Origin of the sequence: Ochrobactrum quorumnocens (assembly GCF_002278035.1) — a bacterium.
GTDB lineage: Bacteria > Pseudomonadota > Alphaproteobacteria > Rhizobiales > Rhizobiaceae > Brucella > Brucella quorumnocens.
In genome coordinates this window covers 499,291-511,992 of the sequence record NZ_CP022605.1, presented here as the reverse complement: position 1 = coordinate 511,992, position 12,702 = coordinate 499,291, and the positions used below count along the sequence as shown (strand labels likewise).

Genomic DNA, 12,702 nt, shown 5'->3' with positions numbered 1-12,702 from the left:
TCGCGTTCAGGAAATGACGACTAGTTCGCGTGAAATCGTCGTCAGCGGCTCATAGCCCGTGGTCGTAACCCGGATCATGTCCTCTACCATCATTCCATCGACGCCGATCTCGTAATAGGGAGTTTCGAGACACAGACACATTCCTTCCCGAAGCAAGGTCGTGTCGCCAGTTCTGATTGTCGGATTGTCATAAGATTTTAACCCTATGCCATGCCCGCAATGCTGCCGCCGGTAATGGGGAATGCCGCTCGAACGAACGCTTTCCATAGCGATTGCAAACAGAGCATCGGCCTGTATACCGGCACGAACAGCCGCCAGTTCCGCTTCGAGCCCGACATGAAGCGCCTCGTAAATCCTGCTCTGTCGGGCATCGGGTTCGCCAAACACGAATGTCCGCCCTATATCCGACCAGTATCCGTCGACCGTGCAGCCGGCATCGATGCGCAGGATATCGCCAGCCAGCATTTTCCGGTCAGTCGGATAGGCATCGGCAAGCGCCGATCTGATGCCCGAGGTTACGGATACGAAGCGCGGCACACCACCCCCCGCGACCATAGAACGGGTGACTACGGCAGCAAGATCGCGTTCGGTCAATCCGGGGCGGGCAATTTCCGCCACTTGGCGAAAACCCTCCTCGACAAGCTGGCTTGCCCTGCGAAGGCGCACCACCTCGCCTTCAATCTTGGTGGCGCGCGTCCGAGCAAGATCCGGTGTGATATCCCGCACCCTGTTTTCTCCGAGAATTTCGCGGCACAGCGCCCAGGCCACATCGTCATTTGAGCGATCCACGCCTACAAGGCCGTCCGCAGATCGATGTGCTCTAATGGCATGGGCAAACGCTTCCTGAAAACCGGCATGGGTATCCTTGCGGAATTCCGAAAATGCATCATCGGTTGTTTCGAAGTAGAACTCTCCATAACGGTAAAGGTGGCTGGCATCCGCAAAAAAATTACGAGCCGGACCGGCATCGGCGGCACTTACCACCAGCGAGACATTATCGCGCGAGGCAAGAACTGCCGACCTGTAGGCGGGCGCAAGGTCATGCGTCATGCTGACATAGCCGGACAGATAGGCCTTGTTCAGCGGGTCGGAGGATATGACAAGCGTCACTTCTTGCGGCGCTTCAAGAAAAAACTTCTCCCGAAGGTCCCGCGAGAGCGCGCTCATGCCCGCAATTCCATCCATGTCATTCACCATGTAATGTACCTTCAGCCCAGATTTGCGAGGGGTTCAAGAGGGCTGAATTCGCCGACGAACTCGTTGCGATAGCCGGGAAAAGACAGCTTGACCCACGTCAGCGCATCATTATGCGCCCAGGTGCGCCGCTCGGATACCAGCACCGGCTCGTTCAGCGTAAGACCGAGCACCTTTGCAATCCGGCGGTCGGGGCTTGCGGCCCGGATCGTATTGACCAGCCGGGTACAGGGCAGTCGCGCCAGCAGCCATTCGTTGGGCAGCACCGCATCGAACTTCTGGAATTCGACTTCTGGAATGACAGAAATGCGTATGAAGCGTTCCTCGAAAACCTCATTCACGCCATTTGCCTTGTGAACAAGTTCCAGCCGCAAAAGCTGCTCGTTGCGAACGGCTTCTTGCCAACCATAGGCGTCTTCGGCACTGACGATCTCGTGTTTCAGGAGCTCAAAACTGTATTCCTTGCCGGATTGCTCGATCTTGTTGCGAATATCGATAATGCCGATCACGGCATGATTATCTGTCCGTTCGCTGACGAAAGTGCCAAGCCGCCGCCGCCGCACGATAATCTTTGCGTTGGCAAGGTTGTTAAGCACCTTGTTGAGCGGAGCCCTTGACACACCAAGGCTGACCGCCAGTTCCTCTTCGGGCGGAATCCGGTAACCAGGCGGCCATGCGCCAGTCTGTATCTTGCTGCGAATGGCTCTCTCGATCTGCTGATAGGGCGCGCCTACACCATCAAGAACCAGTTCCGAAGCCGCTTTGGTTTTCAGCCGGTCGATATTCATCACAAGACTATAGTCGACCGGTCGGCTTCAGGAAAAGAGGCTAGGGCCGCGAATGTGCTGGTATCAGTAGTTTTCTTTTGAAAAACAGGCAGGACTGCCTGTTCTAATAATCGGGGCGGGCCCTGCTTAAGGCGGCGATCAGACAAATCCGAAACGCCTGATCGGTTTGCCCGGTGTGACCGACTCGGCGGCGGAAATAATGCCGCGCGCATCGATGCCGTAATGGCGGTAGAGTTCGGCGATAGAACCAGTCTGTCCAAAGTGGTCGACCCCGAGCGAGCGGGTGCGGTGCCCGTGAACCGAACCCAGCCAGCCAAGCGTCGCCGGGTGACCATCGATGACCGTAACGATACCGCAATGGGAAGGAACATCGGCCAACAGGCGTTCGATATGGCTGGTCGCGTGCGAAAGCCCATTCTCACGCGCCGTTTGCGCCGCGGTCCAGCCCGCATTCAACCTGTCGGCGGAGGTGATGGCCAGAAGCCCGATATCGCGACGGTCCTCGCTCATCAGGCCGGTTGCCTCTATCGCCTCGGGCGCTACCGCACCCGTATAGGCAATAATTACCTGGACAGCGGGGCCGGGTTTGCGCATCCAGTAGGCACCGTTGACGATGTCCTGTTCAAGCTGCGGTGTCATCTGCCGCTTCGGCTGGTCGATGGTACGCGTCGACAGGCGCAGATAGGTGGAGCCGCCATTTTCGTCACGAAGCCAGGTCGTATTGTCCGCCGCCGCCTCGCCGGAGAGCTGCATGTGTTCGAACCCCCAGCGCATTATCACTGCAAGTTCATCCACAAAGGCAGGCTCGAAACTGGCGAGACCATCTTGCGCCATGCCAATCAGCGGCGTGGCGATGGACTGGTGCGCCCCGCCTTCCGGCGCAAGCGTCACGCCCGCAGGCGTGGCGACGAGCATGAAGCGGGCATCCTGATAGCAGGCATGGTTGAGCGCATCGAGGCCGCGTTCGATGAACGGGTCGTATAGCGTGCCGATAGGTAGCAGCTGTTCTCCGAAAATCGAATGGGAAAGACCAAGCGCCGAGAGCATGATGAAAAGGTTCATTTCGGCAATACCCAGTTCCATATGCTGCCCGCCAGGCGAAAAGGCCCAGTTATAAGTAGAGGGAATGCGCTCTGTTTTGAACAGATCGGCCATGGTTTCCCTTGAGAACAGGCCGCGTCGGTTGACCCATGCGCCGAGATTGGTCGAGACTGTGACATCGGGTGAAGTGGTAACGACGCGCGAAGCGAATAGCGTATCGGAGCGGGCGATCTCGTGCATGACGAAACCGAAACCCTGCTGGGTGGACATGGCGGACTGTGCGTTGAATTCCAGCTTTTTCGGCACGGCAATTCTGGCAGCGTCAAAACGACGGCGGCCACGCTGGACAAAAGGCACGGCTTTCAGAAATTCGCGAACCGCCTGTTCCGGAATGTTCATTCCCTCGAACATGTCCCATTCATGTCCCGTGCGCACATTCATTGTCTCGCGCAGCGCTTCCACCTGGGTCGGCGTCATTAGTCCGGCGTGGTTGTCCTTGTGGCCGGCCAGCGGCAGGCCAAAACCCTTGATCGTATAGGTAATGAAGCATACCGGACGGTCGTGCTTGCGCGCCTCATCAAAAGCACCGAGCAGCGTTGCCAGGTCATGGCCGCCGAGATTGGCCATCAGAGCCGCAAGCTCGTCATTACTGTGACGCTCTATCAGTTTCGACACCGATCCCTGATCACCCAGGTCGTCCATCAGCCGCTTGCGCCAGGCCGCACCGCCCTGAAAGGTCAAGGCCGAATAGTCCTGGTTCGGACATGCATCGATCCACTCGCGCAGCTTTTCTCCGCCAGGTTCGGCAAATGCCGCCTGTTGCAGCGTGCCGTACTTGATTAGAACGACATCCCAACCGAAATTGCGGAAAATCGTCTCGAAACGCTCCCAAAGACCTTCGCGCACCACGGCGTCGAGGCTCTGGCGATTGTAGTCGACCACCCACCAGGTGTTGCGCACACCGTGCTTCCAGCCTTCAAGAAGCGCCTCGAAAATGTTGCCTTCGTCCATTTCGGCGTCGCCAACAAGGGCAACCATCTTGCCTACTGGAGCAGCGTTTTTCCAATTCTTCGCCTGAACGTAATCCTGCACAAGCGATGAAAACAGCGTTTGTGCCACGCCGAGACCGACCGAGCCGGTGGAGAAATCCACGTCATCGACATCCTTGGTGCGTGAGGGATAGGATTGCACGCCCTTGTAGCCGCGAAAGTTCTTCATTTTCTCGCGTGTCTGGTTGCCGAACAAATACTGGATGGCGTGGAAAATCGGGCTGGCATGGGGCTTCACCGCAACCCGGTCTTCTGGCTGCAGCGCATGAAAATACAGCGCTGTCATGATCGTCGCCAGCGAGGCGGACGATGCCTGATGGCCGCCGACCTTCAGGCCATCACCGTTATCGCGCAGATGATTGGCATTATGGATCATCCATGTCGCGAGCCACAGTATCTTGCGTTCCAATTCCTCGAGCATGTTCAGGTCGGCCACTTTCTCTCTCCCGGGTGCCTGTTGACTTCGGGGAATGCTAGAATATTCCGGAAGGTAGAACCGACTATATTTGTCCTTACAAATCTAGTATATTGGCTCTGATAACCAATATGATCGCAACAATTGGTGTTTTATGCCAGATTCCGAATTAGACATGATTGACCGCAAGATACTCATCAGCTTGCAGACCGATGGCAAGATTTCCATCGGCGATCTGGCGGAGAGGGTTGGCCTTTCACCCTCGCCTTGCGCCCGGCGGGTGCGGATGCTGGAAAAGGCTGGTATCATCAAAGGCTATGCGGCTGTTGTTGACCAGAAGCGGGTTGGTCTTCCCGTCAACGCTTTTGCATCAATCAAGCTTGAGCGCCAGCGTGAGGAAGATCTCGACCGTTTCGAGGAAACCGTTTCACGCTGGCCGGAAGTGCTGGATTGCTACCTTATGACAGGCCAGCGCGATTACCTCATGCGAATCGTTGCGGCGGACCTTGAGGCCTATGAGCGTTTCATCAAGGACAAGCTGACCCGGCTCGACAATATAGCATCCATCGAAACCAGTTTCGCCTTGGGCCAGGTTAAGCGTTCGAACGTATTACCGCTGAACTGACATTATGATTGCCCGAGGGTTTCAGACGCGGAAAAAGAGATTGGCTCTCTAATATATAGACAATGATGTGGGAATTTAGACTGGCAATCAGCGCATATCAATAGCAGGATCGGCGGTGCAAATCCTTCAAGAAAAACGAGAGCCGCATTGCTGACGAGAGAGAAGCGGGGGCTTTTTTGGTCATCAGAGCTGTTGACACTGACTATGCGCCTTCGTTTCAGTCATTCGTCTAAGGATTCATGTAGGTCAGCTTTCGACCCTAAAACGCCAATCATATTTGAAGCTATAACAAGAAAACAGTGACACAACCTCTCCACTGAATCAGGGTCAGACCAGACCGAGCTATCTCCGTTATTCTGAAGGGTCGCGGGCAGCTTTCATAAGGCGGCGATATAGGTGATTTTCTGATGGAAATCACACCGCATTCTCCATTGACCATCGTTGAAAAATGGCGAAAAGAATGCTCGGCATCAACTGAGGTATTTTATGACGAATTCTTTTCTATCTATTTTGAAATACTGGCGTTCATCGGTTGCTGACAGTGTGATTGGAGATGCCTGCCTGACTGGCAAGCAAGTGGAAGAATTCCACAAACTGTCCCGTGAGGAAGCAGAAACGGGAATACTGGAACAAAAGGCACTCGATTTTCTCTTTGATAGGGTGCCTGAACATGTGCTTCGTATAGCGGTCAGTTATCGGCCACTTCATGTTCGACGGCAGCTTCGGCACACCCGTGCTCGCGGTGATGATCTTCCTGTCGATATCACACCGATCATAACAGCTGCCGAGGTGACGCGTGAAGGACGGATTATACCCCAAAACAGCGTTGTTGCCCGTGATGTTCTCGAACCTCTTGCGCGCGGCACGTTCTCGATCGGCAACGTTACTGATCTCGATTTTGCACTGACTAATGATCCGTTCACCGGAAAAGAGGAGACCCCGAACCTCTGGGGACATTATCAGGACCATTGGCGGAAGTTGATGAAGGATGTCTGTGCTGACTGGCCTGCCACGCACCCCGAATATCAAGTCGTAGGCTATGGACTGTTAAGACCTGCCACAACAGCACCGGAGACGGTACGACAGATATTGGCCTTGAGCGACACTTTGATCAGCAAAATGCCTAGGACACCGCTTCTCGCAAATTTCGCACGACGGGTACCGCGCGATACGGAGCCTTCCCGCCAATCACCGTTTCCATTGGCGGAGCGTCTTGGTCATTCTAACGATGAGCACCCCGTCGCGGATCGTCAGCGCGATGCGCTTGCTCATCTTGTGACAAGCAAAGAGGGGGACATTCTTGCTGTGAACGGGCCACCCGGCACGGGTAAGACGACTATGCTCCTGTCGGCGATTGCGGGGGAATGGGTGCGTGCCGCTTTGGCGCGCGCTGATCCACCACTCATCGTGGCGGCCTCCACCAACAATCAGGCTGTGACCAATATCATAGATGCTTTTGGTAAGGACTTTGCGCAAGGAGAAGGGCCCTTCGCGGGACGGTGGCTACCAGATGTCAAAAGTTTTGGGATTTATCTGCCCGCCGACAGCAAGGAGAAGGAGGCTTCAGCCAAATATCAGACAGCAAGCTTCTTCCAAAAGCTCGAAACAGCAGAATATCTGAGTGAAGCGCGAGCAGCTTATTTGGTGGCAGCGCGTAACGCGTTTCCACACCTCACACACGTGACTGTGGCCTCCGTGATTGAAGCTTTGCATGAACTATTGTCGGAAGAAGCTGCAAAGCTCACTCATATAGATGACACGCATTTAAAATGTCGCACAGCAGAAGAAGCCACGTGTCAACTTTTGGGTCAAGAGCCGCAAGCAGCAGTTGCCAATATCAGGGAGGCTTTGCAGCTCAGCAATATGCAAAAGGTCGAGGCAGTTGCACTTTTGCACAAATGGGAAAGCTGGCTTGCAGCTGAGCCTATGCTGCTCTCACTGTTCAGTTTTCTGCCTCCCGTTGAGAAAAAACGTGTCTTACGTGCTCGTCTTTTTCTCCGGCAAGCGGGGGCTCCTGATAGTCTTTTGTCAGATAGTCGGATCGACACAATTGACAGAGGAGTTAAGGAACACTCCAATAACTTCGTGGCAAAGGCAGAAAAGGCCGCCAAAGCCTATGATAGTGCCGAGACGAGCCTTGCAGAACTGCTGGTTCGGCAAGAGGACTGGCGCAATTTGGCCAAGATATACGTTCCAAACGCCACAGATGAGGTAAGTCTGTTGGAGGTGGACAGTGCCGCCGACGTGTCTGTTCGATTTCAACTCTTTCTTCTCGCCACACATTACTGGGAAGGCCGCTGGATCCAGGAGATGGAAAAGGCGCTGCCGGATATACAACGGTTGCAACGGGACTGGCGTGGTCGGGAAGATCGCAACATTGTTGAAGCCATGTGGCTCCGCCGAATGATGCTGACGCCATGCGCTGTATCGACATTTGCTACTCTCCCCAAGAAAATGATCTGCCGGGACAACTCTTCGGGAAGTTGGCGTCAGGAGTATCTGTTTAATCACATTGATCTGCTCATCGTGGACGAGGCGGGGCAGGTTTTGCCAGAGGTGGCAGGCCCATCTTTCTCACTTGCAAAGCGGGCGCTGGTGATTGGCGACACCCAACAGATTGAGCCCATTTCGTCGCTAACTGCTGCGGTGGATACCGGTAACCTTATTGAAGCAGGCCTCCTCCCACCTGGTGTTGGGCCAGACGCTTTGCAGGCTCTCGAAAACGTTGGTCTAACATCTCGAACTGGCAGTACAATGCGACTTGCGCAATCAGCCTGTCAGTTCCACCCGTATCCAGAGTTAGACCGGGGTTTGTACCTATTCGAGCATCGACGTTGTTTTGAAGAAATCGTCAGCTTCTGCAATGAGTTATGCTATAAAGGTATGCTACGCCCAATGCGAGCTTCGCAGTCAGCTCCGCTACGTCCCATGAACTACCTGCACATCGATGGTATGGCGATGAAGGCAGGTGGCAGCCGGGCACCGTTACGTTAACCTGCCTACGGACATATCCCGGACTTTGATGCTGTTTCAAGCGGATTACAGGCCAGCGATATCGCGCCAGATAGTATTGGCGGTTTGGCGTAATTCTCGGTGAATGGCAGAGGTGAAGCGGTGGCGGGGAAAATGATGAAGGTTATAAATCGGGTCGTGAATGGATGCGAAACGTTGCAAGTGCCGAGCTGACTTGAAGCGCTTCATGCCGCGCTCTCGCCGTCTTATCGGTTGATGTGAATTTTCGGCCCGATTATTCAAACCCTTGTGCTGGCGATGATCACAGACCGTGAGACCGATCTCACGAATGGCGGCGCCATAAGAGCCAAGCTTGTCCGTGACCATGACACGGGGAACTGCGCCCTGACGTGACAAGAGTTTGCGGATAAAGCGTCTGGCGGCTCTGGTATCGCGGCGTTTCTGGACCAGCACTTCAAGTACAAAGCCATCTTGATCAACAGCGCGCCACAGAAAGTGCCGTTCTCCGTTGATTGTCACGACAGCCTCATCAAGGTGCCATTTGTCGCCAAGGCGCGGTGTGCGGCGACGGATTGTATTGGCATAGTCTCGTCCGAACTTCTCAGCCCACTCGCGCACTGTCTTGTGGGTAACGATGATCCCTCGGTATGCCAGCATGTCTTCGACCATGCGAAAGCTTAGCGGAAACCGGAAATACAGCCACACTGCTTCGGCAATAATCTCAGGTGGAAAGCGATGGCGGTGGTAAAGCGAGGAGCGACGGTCGTGCATGCTCTCTTATCCACCGCTGAGACTTACATCAAAGTTAAGGTTACGACAGTGCAGCCCCACGCCAGCAATTAATTGGGGGAAGACCAGTCAACAGCGTTGCTAATTCAAAGGCGTCTTCGCGCGGCCCGCACTTCTATTTTGTCGAGGGACCATTGCCGATATTTCTGAGTTCGATAAAATCAGAAAATACGGCTCGGGGCAGCCGGAGCGACAGTCATCCCTCGCACCTTGGTTGCCGTATGTCCATAATGGACGTAAACACATGGAGATTTGAAATCTGAGAGTGAATAGCCAAATGGGGGTTCCATATCGCTAGGCTAGGAACAACGTGACGTAGTTGTGTCTAGCGCTCTTTCAACATTCTTTTCACTAGCTATGTGAAATTTTTAATGCCACTGCATCGGTTTGTACCTGCTTATAAATGCACTCGGGATGGGTTCAGTTTATCTCTTCAACTTCCAAAAGACTTTGTGGAGATATTTCCTCTGATATCAAACCCTTCTGCAAGATTAGGACGCGGTCTGCCAACGCAGCAATAAAATCCCGGCGTTGCTCAACAACGATCAAAGTCAAGCCTCTGCTCTTACGCAATGCGATTAAAGTCTCGACGATTTCTTCGTTGATCGACGGTTGGATACCTTCGGTGGGCTCGTCAAGCATAATCACTTTGGGCTCACCACACAAGCACCGAGCAAGCGCGAGAAGCTGCTGCTCGCCACCAGAAAGTAGACCACCGGCTCGAGACAAAAGGGGTTTTAAACGTGGAAATAGTTCTAGAACATCCTCCGTCACCCCTTTTTTGTGTCCTCCTGAAACAGCACTTCCTGCACGCAGGTTTTCAGCAACGGTCAGCGCTGGGAATATCTGGCGCCCTTGCGGTACGAGGCCTAAGCCCATTCGCGCGCGCTGATGCGGCGAGTAGTGCGTAATATCATGTCCTGCAAAGTTAATCTGACCTTGTGTCGCTGTGCGAAAGCCCAACAATGTCGTAAGCAATGTCGTTTTTCCCATCCCGTTGTGCCCCCATATTCCGATCGCTTCGCCCTGTGCGACACCGAAGCTTATGCCATGGAGAATCGGAATGTTGCCATAGCCGGATGCAAGATTGGAAACGGAAAGGATCATAGCGTCACGCCTCCGGTCTGCTTCCCAAGATACACGTCTTTGACACGTTGGTCCGCTAAAACACGTTCGATCGTATCTTCCATGAGAACCTCACCTCGGTTGAAGACGGTCACTTTCTTTGCGATCATTTTGATGAATTCCATGTCATGCTCAACCACGATGATCGAGCATTCCCGGTTAATGTCCAAAATTAACTCCGCAGTTCGCTCACGCTCTTTCCCAGTCATGCCAGCCGCGGGTTCGTCAAGCAAAATTAGTTTTGGGCGGGTGGCAATGACGACTCCAAGTTCGACCCACTGCCGTTGGCCGTGGGAGAGTTTTACAACGTCAGCCGAAGCAACGTGATTGAGTCTGATGGTATGGAGCACCTCGTCGGCGATAGCGTCAGCGACGACACGAGGATTGGTTTTGCGTGCAGCAAGCCAGAGGTTTTCTCGAACGCTTAAATTGTCGAAAAGACTTGGTATTTGAGTCTTTATCCCGACGCCAAGTTTAGCAATTTGATGCGTTTGAAGGCCTCTGGTTGGTGTCCCATTGATAGTGACACTACCAGTTGAGGGTCTATGGACACCAGTGAGCAGGCGGAAAAAAGTTGTTTTCCCCGCGCCGTTTGGACCAATGAGGCATCGCAGCTCACCGTCAGCGAGAGAAAAGTCCACATTTTGGATCGCTTTGAGCCCGCCGAAATGAATGCCAAGGTTTTTGGTTTCTACAAGGTTTGACATAGCGCTCATGCGATTTTCTCTTCATGACGAGGGGGAGGCGTTTTAGACCTGATCTGACAAAAGAACTGTCGAACTGAGGGTACGAAACCTTGCCGTAACAAAAGGACCATGAGTGTTAATATGCCGCCAAGGATGACGTCCTTATTGACACTGTCAACCGTCGTCAGCCATGTGGTCAACCACTGAATGAAGAAGCAGCCGAGGATGGGGCCAATCAGTGTGCCGACACCTCCGACGACCACCCAGATGATGATTTGTACCGATTGCGATAAAGCAAAGACTGTAGGGTCGGTATAACTGCCCCAGTTCGCATATAGACTACCCGCAGCGCCTGCGATTGCGGCCCCGATTATGAACGTAACCAGTTTGTAGAGGCGGACGTCGTATCCAAGCAATACGGAACGTTTCTCGTTTTCTTTAACCGATATCACAATCCGGCCGAAGTCACTTGCGATCAAAAACCGTAATCCGATGTACGTAAGGGCTAGAAAACCAACGCAGACAGCGAAGAGTTCGATAGTGTTAAGCTCCCAGGTGGGAAAACCTGGTACGGTCAATCTAGGTACCGACGGAATTCCGTTAAAACCTCCAAGGGGAGCCACACCGATCTTGTAGGCCGAACCGGAAGTCGAATTTGCGACCTTGAAAAAAATCAACGAAACCGTCAACGTGATGGCACCAAGGTAAACATCACTGATACGGCCGTAGAACATAAAGTAGCCTAGTAGTGCTGCAAAAAGACAAGGAACGATTATCGCAACGATAAACGCCGATGTTGTCTCACCGAAATTAATTGCAGCGATTGCATAAGCGTATGAGCCCAGTCCGAAAAACATCGCGTGACCAAAGGATAGAATCCCACCAAAGCCCCAAATAAAGGCAAGGGAGAGGGCAAGAATTGCCAGAATGACGTAGACGGTCATTTGCATGACTTCATATTCGTTGAAAAGTTTTGGTACGCAAATGATGGCGGACATCGCCAAGACGATAGCTGCAAACGCAGGCCCGTATTTTTTCCATTCGATGCTCATCATATGCTACTCCGGAAAATTCGACCGGTTATACCCTGTGGCATAAGGCGGACAAGTACAACGGCGGCAAGCAGCATGGCGACCTCGCCGAGAACGGGTGTTGTCAGGAAACTAGTAACCTGATTGACCGTGCCAAATAAGGTGGATGCGCTGAGCGTCCCAGCTACTACGGATGCTCCGCCGCCAATGACAGTAATGAATGCTTTCGCAACAAAACTTGCCCCGATGCTGGGCATCACGCCCGTTATGGGCGCCATTATTCCGCCAGCCAAGCCTGCCAGAGCCGCGCCGAGCCCGAATGTTAGGGCATAGGTGCGCTTAGGATCGATGCCGACTGCCGACGCCATGTCCGGGTTTTGCATCGTAGCTCGCGCAATCAAACCGAACTCAGTTTTCTTTAAAAGAAGCACAAGCGCCCCCACAACGAGGACGGCTACCCCAATGATAAAGAACTTGTACCCGCTGACATTGGCGGAGCCGATCGTCACAGCTGAAATTGGAGACGAAATGCCGGTGGTGGTATTACCGAAGACAGTCGTTATCAAGCCCACAAACAATAAGGATAGCCCCCAAGTCGCAAGCATTGTATCGATGATGCGTCCATAAAGATGACGGATGACGAGGCGTTCAACAATTAGGCCGAGGATACCTACAACAATTGGTGCTACAACTAAGACTGCGATGTAGAAATTCACACCGAGACTGACGGCCGTTATAGCCGTATACGCGCCAAGCATTAGAAACTCACCATGAGCGAGATTGATCACTCGCATCATCCCAAACACGATGGCAAGGCCAATTGCAATGAGGATAAGACTGGCCACACTGGACAGAATCTCCAGCCCAGCAATTAATACGAAAGTCACGGCTTCCTCCCATGAAGGCAACCTTGCTCGTTCTGTTATGCACCAAACTGGCAAGGTTCTTCGCTGATGGCGTCACTACACGCGGTCCCGCGTATAGTG

Annotated in this window: 10 protein-coding genes; 2 read left to right on the top strand and 8 right to left on the bottom strand. The window is 53.4% G+C overall.

Annotated features, from left to right (window positions below):
- Nucleotides 1-6: 6 nt before the first annotated feature.
- The 3 genes from CES85_RS24590 to CES85_RS24580 all read right to left on the bottom strand — a co-directional run bounded on the left by CES85_RS24590 (nucleotide 7) and on the right by CES85_RS24580 (nucleotide 4,493).
- Nucleotides 7-1,185: a M24 family metallopeptidase gene (locus tag CES85_RS24590; protein ID WP_157743510.1), complete on the bottom strand. Its 1,179-nt coding sequence runs from the start codon at nucleotides 1,183-1,185 to the stop codon at nucleotides 7-9.
- 23 nt (nucleotides 1,186-1,208) lie between these two features.
- Nucleotides 1,209-1,982 carry a GntR family transcriptional regulator gene (locus CES85_RS24585; protein ID WP_095448424.1) on the bottom strand — a complete coding sequence of 258 codons (774 nt, stop codon included), beginning with the start codon at nucleotides 1,980-1,982 and terminating at the stop codon, nucleotides 1,209-1,211.
- A gap of 138 nt (nucleotides 1,983-2,120) precedes the next feature.
- Nucleotides 2,121-4,493: a thiamine pyrophosphate-binding protein gene (locus tag CES85_RS24580; RefSeq protein WP_095448846.1), complete on the bottom strand. Its 2,373-nt coding sequence runs from the start codon at nucleotides 4,491-4,493 to the stop codon at nucleotides 2,121-2,123.
- A 148-nt stretch (nucleotides 4,494-4,641) separates the two neighbouring features.
- Between CES85_RS24580 and CES85_RS24575 the strand changes: the two genes are divergently transcribed.
- Together CES85_RS24575 and CES85_RS24570 are read left to right on the top strand one after the other, a co-directional pair.
- Nucleotides 4,642-5,112: an Lrp/AsnC family transcriptional regulator gene (locus CES85_RS24575; protein WP_095448423.1), complete on the top strand. Its 471-nt coding sequence runs from the start codon at nucleotides 4,642-4,644 to the stop codon at nucleotides 5,110-5,112.
- Between the two features lie 441 nt (nucleotides 5,113-5,553).
- The gene (locus tag CES85_RS24570) at nucleotides 5,554-8,106 is read left to right on the top strand and encodes an AAA domain-containing protein (protein WP_157743508.1); all 2,553 of its coding nucleotides are present in this window, start codon (nucleotides 5,554-5,556) and stop codon (nucleotides 8,104-8,106) included.
- A 45-nt stretch (nucleotides 8,107-8,151) separates the two neighbouring features.
- On the opposite strand, the gene CES85_RS24565 is transcribed toward CES85_RS24570, so the two are convergent.
- The 5 genes from CES85_RS24565 to CES85_RS24545 form a co-directional block, all read right to left on the bottom strand.
- Nucleotides 8,152-8,856 (bottom strand): IS6 family transposase, encoded by a 705-nt coding sequence (locus CES85_RS24565; RefSeq protein ID WP_095448413.1) that lies wholly within the window; start codon nucleotides 8,854-8,856, stop codon nucleotides 8,152-8,154.
- Nucleotides 8,857-9,294: 438 nt separating this feature from the next.
- Entirely contained in the window at nucleotides 9,295-9,981 is a 687-nt protein-coding gene (locus CES85_RS24560) for an ABC transporter ATP-binding protein (RefSeq protein WP_095448421.1), read from the bottom strand.
- Nucleotides 9,978-10,715, bottom strand: coding sequence for an ATP-binding cassette domain-containing protein (locus tag CES85_RS24555; RefSeq protein ID WP_095448420.1), 738 nt, complete (start codon nucleotides 10,713-10,715; stop codon nucleotides 9,978-9,980). Before CES85_RS24555 ends, CES85_RS24560 begins: the two co-directional genes overlap by 4 nt.
- The gene (locus tag CES85_RS24550; RefSeq protein ID WP_244923379.1) at nucleotides 10,712-11,740 is read right to left on the bottom strand and encodes an ABC transporter permease subunit; all 1,029 of its coding nucleotides are present in this window, start codon (nucleotides 11,738-11,740) and stop codon (nucleotides 10,712-10,714) included. The genes CES85_RS24555 and CES85_RS24550 overlap by 4 nt, the downstream gene beginning before the upstream one ends.
- Nucleotides 11,737-12,603 (bottom strand): ABC transporter permease subunit, encoded by an 867-nt coding sequence (locus tag CES85_RS24545; RefSeq protein ID WP_095448419.1) that lies wholly within the window; start codon nucleotides 12,601-12,603, stop codon nucleotides 11,737-11,739. The genes CES85_RS24550 and CES85_RS24545 overlap by 4 nt, the downstream gene beginning before the upstream one ends.
- Nucleotides 12,604-12,702 lie beyond the last annotated feature (99 nt).